Consider the following 16,603-nt stretch of genomic DNA (forward strand, 5'->3'; position numbering starts at 1 on the left):
CCGCCCGGCCGCCGAGGGCGTCGGCGATCAGGCGGGCAGGTCGGCCACCCGGGCGGCGACCGGGCCGAACAGGTCGCCGATCGTGGTCAGGGCGGCGGCGTGCAGGGCCTGCGCGGGGATCGGCGCGCCGTCCGGGCCCGCCAGCGGCCGGGTCGCGCACGCCTCGGCGACGACGGTGGGCCGGTAGCCGAGGTTGAACGCGCTCTGGGCGGTGAACTGGACGCACATATGGGTCATGAAGCCCGCCAGCACCAGGTGCGGCCCGGCGTCCAGGCCGCGCAGCACCTCCGGCAGGTCGGTGCCGTGGAAGGAGTCGGGAAAGTTCTTCACCACGACCGGCTCGCCGTCCCGGGGCGCGACGCGCGTGTCGATCTGCCCGATCTCGGCCCGGATGTCGTACGGGCTGCCTTCGCCGCCGTCGTTGACCACGTGCACCACCGGGGCGCCTGCGGCGCGGGCGCGGTCAAGGAGGCGGGCGGCGGCGTCCAGCGCGCGGTCGGCGTCCGGCAGCGCCATGACGCCGGTGCGATAGGTGTTCTGGAAGTCGATCATGATCAGGGTGCTCGCGGAGAGCGCCGGCAGCGCGCCGTCCAGGCCGATCACTTCACGCAGGGTCGTCGAAACGGTCATCATCGTCTCCTTGCATACAGAGGGAAAAGGGCAGGACGAACCGCCGGTCCTGCCGGGCCGGGAAAAGGGGGAAGGGAAAGATCAGGCGGCGGTGCGGAAGCGCCGCCGGTAGGCCGCCGGGGTGGTGGCCAGCCGACGCCTGAACACGCGGTGCAGGGTCTCCACCGAGCCCAGGCCGGCCGCGGCGGCGACCCGCTCCAGTGGCTCGTCGGTGCTTTCCAGCAGCCGCCGCGCCGCCTCCGTCCGCGCCGCCTCGACATACGCGGCCGGGGTTTCGCCGGTCTCCTTGCGGAAGACCCGGGTGAAGTGGCGCTCACTCAGGCACATCCGCTCGGCGAGCGCCGCGGCGGACAGGTCGGCGGTCAGGTTCTCGGTGATCCACGCCCGCAGTTCGTCGAGGTCCCGGCGCTCGGCCGGGGCCTGCCACAGCGGGACGCTGAACTGGCTCTGCCCGCCCTGCCGCTTGAGGTACATCACCAGTTGCCGGGCCACCGCCAGCGCCGGCCGCTCACCGTGGTCCTCGGCGACCAGGGCGAGCGCGAGATCCATGCACGCGCTGATCCCCGCGCCCGTCCACACCTTCCCCGAGCGCACGTAGATCGGGTCCGGGTCCACGACGACGTCGGGGTGGTCGGCCGCCAGCCGGGCGGCGGTGGCCCAGTGCGTGGTCGCCGTCCGGCCCGCCAGCAGGCCTGCGGCGGCCAGCAGATGCGCGCCGACGCACACCGAGGCGACTCGGCGTGCGTGCCGGGCGGTCTCGCCGATCCAGCCGACCAGGTGCGGGTCGATCACCGGCGCCCCGTCGCGGTCCACCGCTCCGGGCACCACGAGGGTGTCCACCCGGTCGCCGACCTGGCCGAAGGTCAGGTCGGTCGCGAGCCGGACGCCGGCGGCGGTGCGCACCTGGCCGCCGTCCGGGCCGGCCAGCAGCACCTGGTAGGGCGGCCGGTCGGGTATCTCCCGGTTGGCGACCGCGAACACCTCCGCGGGTCCGGTGACGTCGAGGAGGTCGACGTCGGGGAACACGGCGATGACGACACGGTGCGGGGCGGGCATGCACCCATTGTTGTCATTGCACAGCCATGGCCGCCATGACGGGGTTCTGTCACATCCGGACATCCGAGGGTATGCCCCCCCGCGAGCTGCGGCGACACGGCCTGACGTCGTCCCGGACCCTGCGCCGGCGGGGCGGGCGAACGCTAGCCCTCGCGGGAACGGTGGGCGCGGACCTTGTGGCGGTTGCCGCACCGCTCCATCGAGCACCAGCGCCTGCTGCCCGGGCGTGAGGTGTCGACGAAGATGAGGGCGCAGTTGTCTCCCGCGCACTCCCGCACGCGGTCCGCGTACGGGCCGGTGAACAGCTCGATCGCGTCTCTCGCGACGGTCGCGGCCACCTGGCCCCCGGTCGCGGGGGCGGCCCAGGATCGCAGCCCGTCCGCCGTCATCACGGGCGTCAGCGGCGGCTCCGCCGCCGCCCGGTTGACCGCGTCCACGTCCGCCTGTCTCGGCGTTCGTCCGTGGACGCGGTCGCCGGCCAGCCCCCACAGGGCGGCGCGCAGGGCTTTGGCGCGGGCGAGCTCGTCGGCCGTCGTGTCCACTTCCGCCAGGCCGAGCCGGGACACGGCGGCCCACCGGGCGAGGTCGGCCGGCTCGTGCAGCGTCTCGTAGTGGACGTAGACCCCGACGCCGCCGCTCACCAGGAACTCCAGGCAGAGGGCGCCCGGATCGAAGCGGAAGGAGACGCCGTCGCGTGGATGTAGCGTCAGGCTCATGTAACCACTATAAAGGGTTACATGACTCTCGAATGGAAGCTTGTCGTCGACTGTGCCGACCCGCATGCGCAGGCGGCCTTCTGGGCGGAGGCCCTGGGCTACGAGGTGGAGGACAACAGCGCGGTGGTCGGCCGGCTCCTGGCCGCCGGCGTCGTGGGGGAGGAGGCGGTGACCCCCGACCACGCGGCCTTCCGGACGCTGCGGGCCGTACGGCACCCGGACGACCCGGTCGATCCGGACAGCGGCACCGGCCTCGGCCGCCGGATCCTCTTCCAGGCGGTGCCTGAGCCGAAGGCCGGCAAGAACCGCCTGCACATCGACCTGCACGCGGGACCCGAGCGCAGGGACGCCGAGGTGGACCGGCTCAAGGCGCTCGGCGCCACCGTGCTGCGCACCGTACGGGAGCCCGGGGGCCACCACGTGACCATGGCCGACCCCGAGGGCAACGAGTTCGACGTGCAGTGAGCCTCTACAGCCAGCCGTTGTGGCGGGCCAGGCGGGCGGCCTCGATCCGGTTCCTGGTGCCGGTCTTGCCGATGGCCGACGACAGGTAGTTGCGCACGGTGCTCTCCGACAGGTGGAGGCGGGCCGAGATGTCGGAGATCGTCGAGCCGTCGGACGCCGCGGCGAGGACGTCCCGCTCCCGGTCGGTCAGCGGGCTCGGGCCGGTGCTGAGCGCGGCCGCCGCGAGTGCGGGGTCGATGACCCGCTCGCCGCGCAGCACGCGGCGGACGGCGTCGGCGAGATCCTCGACCGGGCCGTCCTTGACCAGGAACCCGCGCGCCCCGGCTTCCATGGCGCGGCGCAGGTAGCCGGGCCGCCCGAACGTCGTGAGGATGAGCACGGCGCAGCCGGGCAGGCGCTCGCGCAGGTCCGCGGCGGTCTCCAGCCCGCCGCGGCCCGGCATCTCGATGTCGAGCAGGGCCACGTCGGGCCGGGTGCGCAGGGCGGTGTCCACCACCTCGTCGCCGTGGCCGACCTGGGCGACGACCTCGATGTCCTCCTCCAGGCCGAGAAGCAGGGCCAGCGCGCCGCGCATCATGCCCTGGTCCTCGGCCAGCAGCACCTTGATCACTGACCGTCCTCCTTCGCGTACGGCACGGCCACCCGGAGCAGGAAGCCTCCGTCCGCCGGCGCCGTGGCCTCCACGGTGCCCGCGGCGGCCTTCACCCGCTCACGCAGGCCGATCAGCCCGTTGCCGTGCCCCTGGGCCTTCTTCGGCGGGCCGTCGTCGCGGATCTCCAGCACCAGGAGCCCGCCGTCGTCGCGCAGATCGATCTCGCAGGCCGACGCGCGGCTGTGCCGTACGACGTTGGTCACGCCCTCGCGCACGGCCCAGCCGAGCAGCGCGTCGGTCTCGGGACCGGGCCGTACGGAGGAGGTGCGGACGGTCGCCTCGATGCCGGCGTCCGCGAGCGCGGCGCGCGCGGAGTCGAGCTCGGCGGTGAGCCCCCTGCCCCGGTAGCCGGTGACGGCGGCCCGCACCTCGGTCAGCGCCTGCCGCCCGATCTGCTCGATGTCGGCCGCCTGCCCCGCCGCCGCGTCCGCGTCCACCCGCGACAGCCGGCGTACGGCCTCGGCCTTGACGACCATGATCGAGAGGGTGTGCCCGAGCAGGTCGTGCAGGTCGCGGGAGAAACGCAGCCGCTCCTCGGTCACGGCGGCCCGGGCCAGCTCCTCGCGGGTGGCCTTGAGCTCGTGGATGGCCTCCCACAGCCGGATGATGATCGCTGGTATCAGGCCCGCGGTGAACGTGCCCCAGATCATGGACAGGACGCCGGTGAGGTCGGCGCCGGCCCCCACGGCCACGGCCAGTGCGGCGCCGCACTCGGCGAACAGCACCACCGGAAGGACCTTGCCGCGCACGGTGATCCCGGTGGCGACGGCCAGCATGACGATCAGGTAGAGCCAGTTGTGCCGGAACCCGGCGGCGGACGCGAGGACCACCACCGCGAGCAGTCCGAGCACCGGCAGGGCGCGCCGCCGGTCGGCGAAGGCGAAGTACGTGGTGACCACGTAGAGCCCGGCGGCGGCCAGCGCGGCCGGCCAGGCCAGCCAGAGGGGGTGGGACCGGCCGTGCGCGATGTCCCACATGGGCGCCGCCGTCACGGCCACCCACATGTACATGCCCTTGGCGTCCGGACCGCGCTCGCCCTCGCGTAGCGGGTCGAGCCAGGTGTCGCGTTCTGTCGTCATCGGGAACGTCACATTAGCGGTCAGGCCCGGCGACCGGCGCGGCGGTAGCCGTACACCGCGTAGACACCGAAGACGATCAGCCAGGCCGACAGGAGGACGACCTGACGGAGGGTGGGGACGTCGCCGAACGCGATCCGCCAGGACAGGCCCGCGTAGCTGTTCGACGGGGTCCACTCGGCGATCGCCCGCAGCCAGGACGGGAAGTTCTCGACCGGCACCCACAGGCCGCCGAGGATCGCCAGCGTCAGCATGGTCGCGATGTTGGCCATCGCCGCCGACTGACCCGTCAGGCGGTAACCGTTGCCGAGACCGAGCAGGGAGAAGGGCACGGTGCCCGCCCACAGGAGCGCGACGATCGCCAGCCACCGCTGCGGGGGGAGCGTGACGTGGTTGACCAGCACGCCGGCCAGCAGCACGGCCGCGATGCTGGGCACGACGGCGACCACTCCGGTGACGACCTTCCCGGCCACCACCTGGGCCGGGGTCAGCGGGGTGAGCCGCAACTGACGCAGCCACCCCGCCGCGCGGTCCTCCGCGATGCCGCTGCCGTTGTTGAACGCGCCGCCGAGCGCGCCGTACGCCGCCATGCTGACCATCGTGTAGATCGCGGCGTCGTGCCGGTCGCCGGGGGCCAGGCCGAGGTTGGTGAAGACGAGGTACATGACGACCGGCATCACGATCCCGAAGATCACGTAGCCGCCGTCGCGCAGGGTCCTGGTCAGTTCGAGCCGTACGTATCCCCACATCACGCGTTCTCCTTCGTTGTGAGGGCGACGAAGGCGTCCTCCAGGTCGGCCGGGACGACCTCCAGCTCGCGGACGGCGCCCGCGCGGGCGAGGGCCATGACGGTGGCGTCGGAGTCGCCGCTGCGCAGGTGGACCCGGCGGCCCCTGATCTCCATGTGGCGCACGCCGGGCAGGGTCGAGAGCCAGGCCGACTCGCCGTCGGCGGTCACGCTCACCGTGGTGAGCGCCGCCGCCCGCTTGATCTCCGCGCTGGTGCCGTCGGCGATCACCTTTCCGTGGCCGAGCACGACGACGCGGTCGGCGTGCTCGTCGGCCTCGTCCAGGTAGTGGGTGCTGAAGAGGATGGTCTTGCCCTGGCTGGCGAGCCCGCGCATGCCATCCCAGAACTCGCGCCGGGCCTCCACGTCGAGCGCGGCGGTGGGCTCGTCGAGGACGATCAGGTCGGGGTCGCCGCACACCGCCATCGCGAACCGCACGCGCTGCGCCTGCCCGCCGGACAACCGGTCCACCCGGCGGTCGCGCAGGTCTGCGATCCGGGCGAGCGTGAGCACCTGGTCGAGGGGGAGGGGAGCGGCGTAGGTCCCGGACACGAAGGTCAGCAACTCGCGGACCGTGACCCGGGGGATCAGGCCGCCCTCCTGCGGCATCGCGCCCACCAGGCCCTGCCGTACGGCCTGCTCGGGGCCGAGCCCGAACAGCGCGGCCCGCCCGGAGTCGGGTGGCAGCAGTCCGAGCAGCAGCGCGATGGTGGTCGACTTGCCCGCGCCGTTGGGGCCGAGGAGGGCCACGGTCTGGCCGCGGGGGATGGCGAGCGTGAGCCCGTCCACGGCCCGTACGGGGCCGAAGCGCTTGGTCGCCGAGGTCAGGCACACGGCGTCGGCGGTTGTCGTGGTCATGGGGACGACGGTAGGCGGGGGCCGTCGGCCCAGGTAGAGAGATCGATACGGCCCTGGGCGGGACATTTGTCCCGCCCAGGGAATCTACAACGTAAAGGCGTCCGCGTGTTATGCCACCTCGGCAAGGAGCACGGCCAGATCACCGGCGCGGGAGAGCATCGGCCAGTGCCCGGTGGGCAGCTCACGCAGCTCCCACTCCGGCCCGCCCAGCGGTGCGAACGCCGGGTGTCCGGTCGCGATCAGCTCCTTGACCTGCGCGAGCGGGAACGAGCAGCTCACCAGCGTCTTCGGCAGCGCGGCGAACGCGGCGGCGTCGTCGCCGAGCGCGAGGGGCTGCGTGATCGTGCCGAGCGGCTGGTCGGTGGCCCGGGCGGCCATCAGCGCACGCTCGCGCTCGCCCAGCCCCTCCAGGCTCGCACCCGACTCCTGCAGTTCGTCCCAGGAGGGCATGGGGTAGCGCCGGCCGTCCACGACGCGCTTCTCGACGAACTCCCGCCCGGTGAGGTCGATCTGGGCCATGCCGTCCGGCACCGGGCCGCTCTCGACGTACACGACCCGGCTCACGCGGCCGGCCGCGCGGGCGGCGGCTCCGGTGACCGCGGCGCCGCTCCCGCTGTGGCCGACGAGCACCACGTCGTTCAGGTCCTCGGCCTCGACGAGGCCGGTGATGTCGCGGATGTGGGTGTCCAGGTCGAGATCGGGGGAGGCGAGGTGGGCGCGGTCGGCGAGGCCGGTGAGGGTCAGGGGGTGGACCTCGTGCCCCATGCCGCGGAGGGCGGCGGTCACGTCCCGCCATGCCCATGCGCCGAGCCAGAACCCCGGAACGAGTACGTATGTCGTCATGTTTCGACGCTAGAGCCGAATCAGGGCAGAATCGGTCCTGTTATGTCGACCAATCGCGTTCTCGCCTTCCTGGAGCTGCTGCAGGCCAGGCCCGGGCTTACCGGTCCCGAGCTGGCCGAGCGCCTGGAGGTGGACGTGCGGAGCGTGCGCCGCTACGTGCGCAGGCTGGAGGACCTCGGCATTCCGGTGCAGGCCGAGCGGGGACGCTACGGCGGCTACCGGCTGATGCCGGGCTACCGGCTGCCGCCGCTCATGCTGACCGGCGACGAGGCCACCGCCGTGGTGCTCGGGCTGCTCGCGGGCCGGCGCGCGGGCCTGACGGTGGGCGAGGGGGCGGCCGAGAGCGCGCTCGCGAAGATCCAGCGGGTGCTGCCCGACGCCCTGCGCGACCGGGTCGGCGCCGTCGAGGACATGGTCGGCCTGACCACCCGCTCCGCCGCGACCTCCCGGCCGAGCGGCGCCACGTTGCTGACGCTGGCCGGCGCGGCCCGCCGTCGTCTCCGCGTACGGCTGGCCTATCGGTCCTACCGGGGACAGGACAGCGAGCGGACGGTCGATCCCTACGGGCTGGTGTTCCACTCGGGCCGCTGGTATCTGACCGGCCACGACCATCGCAGGGGCGAGGTGCGGACGTTCCGGCTCGACCGGATCGGCCGGGCGGAGACGACGGAGGAGGAGTTTCCCGCCCCAGGGGAGTTCGACGCGGTCGCCCACGTCGTGGAGTCGCTGGCCTCCGTGCCGTACCGCTACGAGGTCGAGGTGGTGCTGGCCACGACGATGGAGGAGGCGCGGCGGCGGATCCCGCCGACGGTGGCCACGCTCGCCCCGGTGGACGGCGGCGTCCGGATGACCGGCCGCGCGGAGCGGCTGGACGGCATGGCGCAGGTGCTGGCGGGCCTCGGCGTGCCGTTCACCGTGGTCGGCCCGCCCGAACTGCGCGAGGAGGTCCGGGCGCTCGCCCGTCGTCTGGAGGAGTGGGCCGGTCAGGCTCCGAGGCGCTGACTGCCGATGACGGCGAGCAGGCGCAGTTTGTCGTGGCTCTCGGTGCCCGGCGTGGCCGTGTAGACGAGCAGCGCCTGCGACTGGTCGGGATCGAGCAGCGTCTGGCACTGCAGTTCCAGCACGCCGAGCTCCGGGTGCAGCAGCCGTTTTGTGTCGGGGTGCCCGAGACCGACCTCGTGTCTCTCCCAGAGCGCGGCGAACTCGGCGCTGCGGCCGAGGAGGTCGTGGGTGAGAGCGGCGGCGCGGGAGCGGGGCCCCTCGCGCGTGGCGGCCTCCCGCAGCAGGGCGGTGAACACACGTCCGTACAGGGGATGGTCGTCCTCCAGGTAGAGGCGCCGTTCGGCCGGGTCGGTGAACCACCGGTAGAACAGGCTGCGCTCCATGCCGCTGAAGACGGTCTGGTCGCCGAACAGGGCGACGGCGGCCGGGGTCTGCCGGAGCGTCTCGCCGAGTGCGGTGGTGACCAGGGCGGGTGTGTCGCAGAGCCGGTCGAGCACGCGCATGATCCCCGGGTTCACGTGGTCGCCCCGCAGCGCCCGCTGAGGTGCGCTGTGCCCGGCGAGCCGGAAGAGGTGGTCGCGCTCGGCGAGGGTCAGGCGCAGCCCGCGGGCGATCGCGGCGAGCATCTGCTCCGACGGCTGCGGCCCTCTCCGGCGTTCCATCCGGCTGTAGTAGTCGTTGGACATGCCGCAGAGGGCGGCCACCTCCTCGCGGCGGAGCCCGCTGGTGCGCCGGCGCGGCCCGCGCACCATCCCGACGTCCTCGGGCTGCAGCGCCTCCCTGCGCTTGCGCAGGAAGTCCGCCAGTCCCTCGCGGTCCACCCTCGGCCTCCTCTCCCTCGCCCTCTCCCGCTCATCCTTCCGCGCCGGCCGCCCCGTATCCACGGCCTGCCGATCCCCGGATACGCGCGCCCCGGCTGCGTGGGCCGTGGCTGCGCGGGTCATGGATATGTGGGCCGTGGCAGCCCGGCGCGTGACCCGGTGAACTGGGCGTGCCGGCCCCGCCGGGGGCCGTGTTCCCGATGACCAGGAGCTTCAATCATGACCTCTCAGCGAATCGCCCTCATCACCGGCGGCAACCGGGGCCTCGGGCGTGCCACGGCCCTCGCCCTCGCCGAGCGCGGCGTCGACGTCGTCGTCACCTATCGGGCCGGCAAGGACCAGGCCGAGGAGGTCGTCGAGTCCGTGACCCGGCTCGGCCGCACCGCGGCGGCGCTGTCGCTGGACACCGCGGTGGTGGCCGGGTTCGACGGCTTCGCGGACGAGTTGCGCCGCACCCTGCGCGAGCGGTGGGACCGGGACGGGTTCGACTACCTCGTCAACAACGCCGGCATCGCGGTCAGCGCGGCGTTCGCCGACACGACCGAGAGCGAGTTCGACGCCCTGACCGACGTGCACTTCAAGGGCGTCTTCTTCCTCACGCAGAAGCTCGCGCCCCTCATCGCGGACGGCGGCCGGATCGTCAACCTGTCGACCGGGCTGACCAGGTTCACGAGCGTGGGGCAGGCGGCGTACGCGTCGGTGAAGGGCGCGGTGGAGGTGCTGACGCGATACCTCGCCAAGGAACTGGGGCCGCGCGGCATCACGGTCAACACCGTCGCCCCCGGCCCTGTCGGCACCGACTTCGCGGGCGGCGTCATGCGGGACGACGAGGGGTTCCGCGCCGTGCTCGCGTCGCAGACCGCGCTGGGACGGGTGGGGGAGCCCGCCGACGTCGGGGGCGCGATCGGCGCCCTGCTCGCCGACGAGAGCCGCTGGATCACCGGTCAGCGTGTCGAGGTCTCCGGCGGAATCTTCCTGTGACCGTGGCCCCGGAGTCGCCGGCGGTGCTCCGGACGGTCCTCCTGATCGCCCGTGACACGGCCCCCCGCCGGTGGCTCACGCGTCCTGGCTGAGGCGTGCCGTCCGCCCGTCAGGCGTACGGCCGACGTCGAGCGCGGCGGCGTCGAGGGGGCCCGGCCGTTCCCCGGCGTCGTGCTCGCCGGTCCCGCCGGTCCCGCCGGTCCCGGCGGTCGCGGGCGCGAGCGGGTCGCCGGGCGCGAGACCGCGCCGCCGGGCCACCAGGCCGGACAGCAGGTCCTCCCATCGCGCGCCGATGACGTCGAGGTCGTGGCGCGCGGCCGTCTTCAGCGCGTTGGCGCCCATCTGACGGCGCAGGTCCTCGTCCTCGATGAGCGTGCAGATGGCGTCGGCCATCGCGTGGATCTTCTCCGGCTTCACCAGCAGGCCGTCGTGGCCGTGGGTGATCATCTCCTTGGGGCCCGTCGGGCAGTCGTAGCTGACGACGGGGACGCCCTTGCTCATCGCCTCGAGGATGACCATCGGCATGCCCTCGTGGCGGGAGCTCAGCACGAACATCGAGGCGTCCGCGAGGACGGCGCCGACGTCCTCGGCCGGGCCTTCGAGGAACACCCGCTCGGAGAGCCCGCGCTTGTCGATCGACGCCTGGAGCTTCTCCTGCCGGGGGCCGCCGCCGTAGATCCGCAGCGTCCAGTCCGGGTGCCGCGCCGCCACATGCGCCCACGCGCGAATGAGCAGGTCGTAGCCTTTGCCCCAGGTGAGGCGGCCCACGGTGACGACGGTCTTCGCGGTGAGCGGCGAGACGCCGCCGTTCAGGCGGGGCGTGGCGTTGGGCACCTGCGCCAGCACGGCCGGCCGGTCCCTGCGCGCCTTCTCGAAGGACCGCTCGTAGGCGCGCAGGTCGGCCTGTGTGAGGGTGACGACCGCGTCGTGCCTGGCGTACCTGCGGATGATCTGCTTGCGCACCAGCGGCTGGTGCGAGGACAGGTTCCCGTGCTCCTGGGCGACCGTGATGATCTCCGGTGGTGCGAAGCGGGCGGCGATCAGGTTCAGGCCGGGCCGGGTCCCGATGAGGATGCCCCTGCGGCGGGAGCGGATGTAGCGGACCAGCTTGAGGTCGGTGCGCAGGGTGAACCAGTGGTAGGCCGCCTCGTCCTTCGGCACCAGCCTGCTCGGGAACCGCGACAGCAGGCCCTTGCGGCGGGGCAGCCGGTCGTCGAGGTAGCGGACGCGCACTCCTGGAGGAACGGGGAGGAAGGGCTCCTCGCGTTCCCGTACGACGCTCACGATCTCGACATCGTGGGTGCGCGCCAGATATCCGGCGAGGTTGAAGACCGTGCGGATCGTGCCGCCCATGCCGTTGGCGTGCAGCAGCAGGATGCGGATCTCGTGACCGTCGGGCGGCGGCGCCGAGCGGGCACGCTGCCGGTCGCGGGCCTCCAGCGCCCGTACGACCGCCCTGGCCGCTTTCCTTGCCACCCTGCGGTGAAGAGAAGACACAGTCACGCCCCGTTTCGTGTCAGATGAAGATCCCCTTCCCTATGACGTAACCGGCAGTTACTCCGTTGTTGTGAACTAGGTCACAGAGTGCTTGGAAAGCCGATATATGGTCGTCCGTTTGCTGGGGGCGTCCTCCAGAACGGCGGGCACCTGATGCACCCCGACCTGCTCGAACACGCCCTCAGGGAGATAGGAGCAGGCGCGGTCGGGCACCCCGATAAGGACATCGCCGCCGGCCCGGGACAGGAACGGGGTGACCCGCCGGGCCAGCGACTCCTCGTAGTAGACGTCCCCGGCCAGCACGACCTGCTGGGACGGCGTCCCGTCGAGCAGGTCGCCGCCGGCGACGCGCACCGCGACGCCGTTGGCGCGGGCGTTCACGCCGACGGCCGCCAGCGCGTACGGGTCGACGTCGTTGGCGACGACCAGGGCGGCTCCGGCCAGCGCGGCGGCGACCGCGACCAGCCCCGAGCCGGTGGCGAGGTCGAGGACGGTGCGGCCCCGCACGATCTCGGGGTGGTCGAGCACGTGGCGGGCCAGCGCCTGCCCACCGGCCCAGGGACAGGCCCAGAAGGGCAGCCGCCCGGCGCGCTCCCACAGCTCGTACACGCGGTCGTCCCCGCCCGCGTCCGGCACCGCACTGCGCATGCCGCCGGGCACGGCGCCGGGCGTGATCAGGTGCAGCCGTATCTCCGGCACGTACGGCACGGCCGCGAGCTCGGTGTGCGCGCGGACGAAGGCCTCGGCGTCGTCCTCCACGGCCGCCGATCGTATCCGCATGGACACGCGTCCGGGGCTGCTACCCACTCGCGAGGAGGATCGCAACGGCCGGTGGCGTCATACCGTACGGCTCGCTCGCGGCCCGCCCAGCCCCCAGGAGACGATCTTGGTCGGGGTGATCCTGATGATCTCTCGGGACAGGCCGGGCAGGGGTGGCTCCTGATCGGTCAGCGCCGCCGCCTTGCCCCGGATCTCGACACCCCGGGGCGCCCACGGATCGACCGTCGCCACGTCGTCCACGACGAACGCGACCGTGCTGCCCTGCTGGACGTTCCGGAACTTCTTCGACCTGCCCAGCGCGCCCCCGCCGATGACGATCGTGCCGGTGCCGGCATCGAGGAAGAAATTGGTCGGGTTGTTCTGCACCTGCCCGTCGGGTGAGACCGTGGCCAGCCGCCCGATGCGCTGCGTGGCCAGGTAGTCGAGTTCGGCCTGGGTGAAGATCAAGGTTTCGATCCTTCCGTTGCTCCTGTAGCGGCGGTCCTCAGATCTGGATGCCGCCGGCGATGGTGGAGGCCGGCGTGTTGAGGATGCCGTCGAACGCGTCGAGGACGGGGGTGTGCAGGTAGGTGCTCTGCAGCCGGATGCGGTCGGGGCCGGGGCCGGGGGCGTGGCCGGTGCCGTCGGCCGGCTCACGGCGTGCCCGGCGGAGATCGGCGATGCCGAGCCCGAGGCCGGCGTCGGCGAATGCGGCTTCGACGCTTCCGGGTTCGGGCGGCCCCAGCGCGGTGTCGTCGATGGTGAAACCGAAGGGCGTCTTCTCGTCGCGGCGCATCTCGGCCGTGTGTCCGGTGATGCTCGTCAGGCCGAGGGCGAAGTACTCGTCGCCGAGGGCCCTGTGCAGGTGCTGCCCCATGGGAAGCCCCGTGAGGTGACCGTCGAAGGAGATCGGCGTCTTCTGGATGTGGGCGTTGTGGGCCACCAGCACGACCCGGGTGCCGGGTTCATGGCGCTCCAGATGCCACAGGACCGACCCGGCCATGTAGACGTCGCGGGCCGAGGTGTCGGCGGTCAGGCCGGTTCCGGCGAAGAGGCCTGCCATGGCGCGGAAGGTGTAGTCGCCGTGGCAGGCGGCTTCGAGGCGACGCAGGGCGATGTCATAGCTGTCCTGGTCCCCGCGCGAGACGTACAGCGGTTCGACGGCGCGGAACCGGATGAGCAGGCGCATCAGGATCGCGCTGAGGGCGTCCTGCTCGGCGGTGGCCAGGCGTGCCCACGCGGGCGCGGCCACCGCTCCGGAGCCGCTGGCGAACGATTCCGCGATCCGGATGGCCTCCTGGATCGCCGGCAGAGCCTCGGGATCGATCTGGCGCAGGTAGTCGGCGATCGGGGAGAGCGCGGGGAGCAGGGACCCGCCGGCCGCGGGGATGTCGATGCCGGCGAAGCGCACCGGTTGTGCGGCTGTGCGGTTGTGCCGCCGGATCCAGCGCAACGGCTCGTCGAGTCCCACGGGGATCGTCGCGGCGAGGTGGACCGCCAGGTCGTCGTCCGTGCCCTTCCCCTGGGCCCATGCGTCGAGGGGGAAGCCCTCGCTGAAGCCGTATTCGAAGGCCAGGACGGTGAATCCGCAACGTTCGACCAGGAACCGCAGGATGCGCCGGCGCATGAGCATGAACTCGTCGATGAAGTGGGAGTGCTCGCCGACCGCGACGACGCGCGCGTCGCCGATGATGTCGCGCAGCGGCTCCAGGTCGTCGAGCGGCGCCGCCGGGTCGAGGTGGGTGAGCGGGACGGCATGGCCGCGTAGCCAGCCGGCGAACGGGTTGTGGTGGAAAGCAGGCACGCTGATGGCTCGATTCCGAAGTGCTGGAACTTTGAAGTGCCGAAAGGCGAGTGGATCAACGGTGCGGGAGCGCGGGCGCCGCGTTCTCCAGGTCGTCGATGCTTCCGGACATGATCGTGCGCAGGTGTTCGGTGATGTGCTGGAGCGGCCAGTCCCACCAGGCCAGGGCCAGGAGGCGCTCGATGTCGGCGTCGCTGTAGCGGCGGCGGATGAGCCTGGCCGGGTTGCCGCCCACGATGCCGTAGTCGGGGACGTCGTCGACGACGACGGACCCGGAGGCGATGATCGCTCCATGGCCGATCCGTACGCCCGGCATCACCATGGACCGGTATCCGAACCACACGTCGTTGCCCACCACGGTGTCGCCCCTTCCGGGCAGGCCGGTGATGAGGTCGAAGTGCTCCGCCCAGGAACCGCCCATGATCGGGAACGGGAACGTCGAGGGGCCGTCCATGCGATGGTTGGCGCCGTTCATGATGAACCGCACGCCCTCGCCCAGCGCGCAGAACTTCCCGATGACCAGTCTCTCCGGCCCGTAGTGGTACAGCACGTTGCGAGTCTCGAAAGCGGTCGGATCATCCGGGTCGTCGTAGTAGGAGAACTCCCCGACCTCGATCAGCGGTGAGGTGACCAGCGGTTTCAGCAGCACCACCCGCGGTTGCCCGGGCATCGGATGCAGCACGGTCGGGTCGGCGGGCACAGCCGGCATCACGCGTCGTTTCCTTCCTGGCGAACGCACCGGAAGCAGCGATAACTCCACTAGTGCGACAGTTGATGCATTAAGATACTGCCATCACGCCGTCAATGGAGCAAACCGGACACCAGCGATGACTTCTTCGGCAGCACAACCACCGGAGGGCGCCCGGCCCGTGCCACCGCCCCACCGCCGCCCCGGCGGCCGTACCGCCCGTATCCGCAGGCATGTGCTCGACGCGGTGCTCGCGGAGCTCGGAGAGCGCGGCTATGACGGGCTCACCATGGACGCCGTCGCCGCCCGTGCGGGTGTGCACCGCGCGACGGTGTACCGGCGCTGGGGAGACGTCGGCGGCCTGCTCGCCGACGTCCTGGACGCGGCGGGCGACGACGCCTGGCAGCCCCCGGACACCGGCTCCCTTGAGGGCGACCTGGCCGCGCTGAACCGCGAGATCCAGGACGCGCTCACCGCACAGCCGCCGATCGTGGCGGCCCTGATCGCCGCCTCGTTCCGCTCCGAGAAGGCCGACCACGCCCAACGGCGGCTCTGGGAGGACCGGTACGCCCGCTGCGAGGTCATCGTCCGCCGGGCCGTCCAGCGCGCCGAACTCCCGCCGCGCACCGACGCTCGGCGACTGCTCATCGCCGCCACCGCGCCCCTGTATCACCAGCTTGTGCTTCTCCGCACGCCACCCGATCCGGGCCTGCCCGGCCAGGCGGCCAGGACCGCCACCCTCGCGGCATCCGCCGGCGCCTTCGCCGAGCCCCCGCAGGTCGGCGACGCCTGACGGGACCGGTCCGGCCCGCGGCCGAGCGGAAGCAGCCGCACCTGCCGGCGGACGCCTAAAGGAGCGTGAGCTGTTCGGGCGTCGCGGCCGGTGCGGGCCGGGGGGCCGGTGGCTCGCCGGGCCGGTGCCCGGCGCGGGCGCCGCGCGCCCCTGCCGCTCGATCGCCGCGCGGGGCCGACCGGCCGATGCCGTGCTCGCGGGCGAGCGCGCGCACGGCCTGGCCGATCCGTTCCTGGTACGCCTTGGGGGCGTAGGCACCCCGGCCGTACAGCTCCAGATAGCGGGGAACGAGCCGGGGGTGCTCGCGCGACAGCCAGGCCATGAACCACTCGCGCGCGCCCGGCCGCAGGTGCAGCACGATCGGTGTGACGTGCGTGGCGCCGGTCTCGGCGATGCGGCGCACGGTGGTCTCCAGCGCCCGCGGGGAGTCGCAGAGATAGGGGAGGATCGGCGCCATGAGCACGCCGCACGGGATGCCGTGCTCGTTCAGGGTGGCGCACACCTCCAGCCGTTTGCGCGGCGAGGGGGTGCCCGGCTCGACGGCCCGCCACAGTGACTCGTCGGTGAACCCGATCGAGACGGCCGTGCTGACGTCGGTCACCTCTGCCGCCTCGGCGAGCAGCCCGAGGTCGCGCAGGATCAGTGAGCCCTTGGTGAGGATCGAGAACGGGTTGCGGGCGTCTCGCAGGGCCTCGAGGATGCCCGGCATCAGCCGGTAGCGGCCCTCGGCCCGCTGGTAGCAGTCGACGTTGGTCCCCATCGCGATGGGGTGCCCGCCCCACCGGGGCGCCGCGAGCTCTTTGCGTACGAGGTCGGGGGCGTTGACCTTCACGACGATCTTCGAGTCGAAGTCCCGCCCGGAGTCCAGGTCGAGGTATTCGTGCGTCCTGCGGGCGAAGCAGTACGTGCACGCGTGGGTGCAGCCACGGTAGGGGTTGATCGTCCACTCGAACGGAACCCGGCTGGCCGAGGGGACCCGGTTGATGATCGACCGCGCGTGGATCTCGTAGAAGGTGACGCCGCGGAACTCCGGGGTGTCGAAGGTCCGGGTCACGGCCGACCGGGCGAACAGGGGCGTCGTCTCGCCCTGTCCGCCGTCACGCCCGCCGTCCCCCGTGTTCATGCCCACGTCGAGGCGCAGCCCGTCCCATCGCACCCTTCGATTAGAACAGAGG

19 protein-coding genes are annotated in these 16,603 nt (G+C 72.5%); 4 read left to right on the forward strand and 15 right to left on the reverse strand.

Going from position 1 to position 16,603, the window contains the following annotated elements:
• Nucleotides 1–27: 27 nt before the first annotated feature.
• The 3 genes from FLW16_RS14925 to FLW16_RS14935 all read right to left on the reverse strand — a co-directional run bounded on the left by FLW16_RS14925 (nucleotide 28) and on the right by FLW16_RS14935 (nucleotide 2,402).
• On the reverse strand, nucleotides 28–630 hold the full coding sequence (locus FLW16_RS14925; RefSeq protein ID WP_142560599.1) for an isochorismatase family protein: 603 nt from the start codon (nucleotides 628–630) through the stop codon (nucleotides 28–30).
• Nucleotides 631–711: 81 nt separating this feature from the next.
• Nucleotides 712–1,686, reverse strand: coding sequence for a GlxA family transcriptional regulator (locus tag FLW16_RS14930; protein ID WP_142560600.1), 975 nt, complete (start codon nucleotides 1,684–1,686; stop codon nucleotides 712–714).
• A 143-nt stretch (nucleotides 1,687–1,829) separates the two neighbouring features.
• The gene (locus FLW16_RS14935; protein ID WP_142560601.1) at nucleotides 1,830–2,402 is read right to left on the reverse strand and encodes an ABATE domain-containing protein; all 573 of its coding nucleotides are present in this window, start codon (nucleotides 2,400–2,402) and stop codon (nucleotides 1,830–1,832) included.
• A 21-nt stretch (nucleotides 2,403–2,423) separates the two neighbouring features.
• On the opposite strand from FLW16_RS14935, the gene FLW16_RS14940 reads away from it, so the two are divergent.
• Nucleotides 2,424–2,867 carry a VOC family protein gene (locus FLW16_RS14940; RefSeq protein ID WP_142560602.1) on the forward strand — a complete coding sequence of 148 codons (444 nt, stop codon included), beginning with the start codon at nucleotides 2,424–2,426 and terminating at the stop codon, nucleotides 2,865–2,867.
• Nucleotides 2,868–2,871: 4 nt separating this feature from the next.
• Here the strand turns inward: FLW16_RS14940 and FLW16_RS14945 are convergent, their stop codons facing one another.
• The 5 genes from FLW16_RS14945 to FLW16_RS14965 form a co-directional block, all read right to left on the reverse strand.
• On the reverse strand, nucleotides 2,872–3,477 hold the full coding sequence (locus FLW16_RS14945) for a response regulator transcription factor (protein WP_142560603.1): 606 nt from the start codon (nucleotides 3,475–3,477) through the stop codon (nucleotides 2,872–2,874).
• A complete protein-coding gene (locus FLW16_RS14950; RefSeq protein WP_142560604.1) occupies nucleotides 3,474–4,598 on the reverse strand; it encodes a sensor histidine kinase in 1,125 nt (374 codons plus the stop codon). The genes FLW16_RS14945 and FLW16_RS14950 overlap by 4 nt, the downstream gene beginning before the upstream one ends.
• 20 nt (nucleotides 4,599–4,618) lie before the next feature.
• On the reverse strand, nucleotides 4,619–5,344 hold the full coding sequence (locus tag FLW16_RS14955) for an ABC transporter permease (RefSeq protein WP_142560657.1): 726 nt from the start codon (nucleotides 5,342–5,344) through the stop codon (nucleotides 4,619–4,621).
• On the reverse strand, nucleotides 5,344–6,240 hold the full coding sequence (locus tag FLW16_RS14960) for an ABC transporter ATP-binding protein (protein WP_142560605.1): 897 nt from the start codon (nucleotides 6,238–6,240) through the stop codon (nucleotides 5,344–5,346). The genes FLW16_RS14955 and FLW16_RS14960 overlap by 1 nt, the downstream gene beginning before the upstream one ends.
• A gap of 108 nt (nucleotides 6,241–6,348) precedes the next feature.
• Nucleotides 6,349–7,083, reverse strand: a complete 735-nt coding sequence (locus FLW16_RS14965; protein ID WP_142560606.1) for an alpha/beta fold hydrolase — start codon at nucleotides 7,081–7,083, stop codon at nucleotides 6,349–6,351.
• A 42-nt stretch (nucleotides 7,084–7,125) separates the two neighbouring features.
• Here FLW16_RS14965 and FLW16_RS14970 point away from each other — a divergent pair, with 42 nt between their 5' ends.
• Complete coding sequence (locus FLW16_RS14970) at nucleotides 7,126–8,085, forward strand: YafY family protein (RefSeq protein ID WP_142560607.1); 960 nt, start codon at nucleotides 7,126–7,128, stop codon at nucleotides 8,083–8,085.
• On the opposite strand, the gene FLW16_RS14975 is transcribed toward FLW16_RS14970, so the two are convergent.
• Nucleotides 8,067–8,906: a helix-turn-helix transcriptional regulator gene (locus FLW16_RS14975; protein WP_142560608.1), complete on the reverse strand. Its 840-nt coding sequence runs from the start codon at nucleotides 8,904–8,906 to the stop codon at nucleotides 8,067–8,069. The genes FLW16_RS14970 and FLW16_RS14975 overlap by 19 nt on opposite strands.
• 219 nt (nucleotides 8,907–9,125) lie before the next feature.
• Here FLW16_RS14975 and FLW16_RS14985 point away from each other — a divergent pair, with 219 nt between their 5' ends.
• A complete protein-coding gene (locus FLW16_RS14985) occupies nucleotides 9,126–9,887 on the forward strand; it encodes an SDR family NAD(P)-dependent oxidoreductase (protein WP_142560609.1) in 762 nt (253 codons plus the stop codon).
• A gap of 75 nt (nucleotides 9,888–9,962) precedes the next feature.
• Here the strand turns inward: FLW16_RS14985 and FLW16_RS14990 are convergent, their stop codons facing one another.
• The 5 genes from FLW16_RS14990 to FLW16_RS15010 all read right to left on the reverse strand — a co-directional run bounded on the left by FLW16_RS14990 (nucleotide 9,963) and on the right by FLW16_RS15010 (nucleotide 14,656).
• Nucleotides 9,963–11,363, reverse strand: a complete 1,401-nt coding sequence (locus FLW16_RS14990; RefSeq protein ID WP_260615277.1) for a glycosyltransferase family 4 protein — start codon at nucleotides 11,361–11,363, stop codon at nucleotides 9,963–9,965.
• Between the two features lie 96 nt (nucleotides 11,364–11,459).
• A complete protein-coding gene (locus FLW16_RS14995) occupies nucleotides 11,460–12,143 on the reverse strand; it encodes a methyltransferase (RefSeq protein WP_142560611.1) in 684 nt (227 codons plus the stop codon).
• A 78-nt stretch (nucleotides 12,144–12,221) separates the two neighbouring features.
• Nucleotides 12,222–12,611: a PPOX class F420-dependent oxidoreductase gene (locus tag FLW16_RS15000; protein ID WP_185949419.1), complete on the reverse strand. Its 390-nt coding sequence runs from the start codon at nucleotides 12,609–12,611 to the stop codon at nucleotides 12,222–12,224.
• Nucleotides 12,612–12,648: 37 nt separating this feature from the next.
• Nucleotides 12,649–13,947 carry an erythromycin esterase family protein gene (locus FLW16_RS15005; protein WP_142560612.1) on the reverse strand — a complete coding sequence of 433 codons (1,299 nt, stop codon included), beginning with the start codon at nucleotides 13,945–13,947 and terminating at the stop codon, nucleotides 12,649–12,651.
• 55 nt (nucleotides 13,948–14,002) lie between these two features.
• Nucleotides 14,003–14,656, reverse strand: a complete 654-nt coding sequence (locus FLW16_RS15010; protein ID WP_142560613.1) for a CatB-related O-acetyltransferase — start codon at nucleotides 14,654–14,656, stop codon at nucleotides 14,003–14,005.
• 160 nt (nucleotides 14,657–14,816) lie between these two features.
• Between FLW16_RS15010 and FLW16_RS15015 the strand changes: the two genes are divergently transcribed.
• The gene (locus tag FLW16_RS15015; protein ID WP_260615278.1) at nucleotides 14,817–15,428 is read left to right on the forward strand and encodes a TetR/AcrR family transcriptional regulator; all 612 of its coding nucleotides are present in this window, start codon (nucleotides 14,817–14,819) and stop codon (nucleotides 15,426–15,428) included.
• A gap of 55 nt (nucleotides 15,429–15,483) precedes the next feature.
• On the opposite strand, the gene FLW16_RS15020 is transcribed toward FLW16_RS15015, so the two are convergent.
• Complete coding sequence (locus FLW16_RS15020; protein ID WP_260615279.1) at nucleotides 15,484–16,584, reverse strand: Rv2578c family radical SAM protein; 1,101 nt, start codon at nucleotides 16,582–16,584, stop codon at nucleotides 15,484–15,486.
• Nucleotides 16,585–16,603 lie beyond the last annotated feature (19 nt).

This window comes from Microbispora sp. KK1-11 (assembly GCF_006874435.1).
Taxonomy (GTDB): domain Bacteria; phylum Actinomycetota; class Actinomycetes; order Streptosporangiales; family Streptosporangiaceae; genus Microbispora; species Microbispora catharanthi.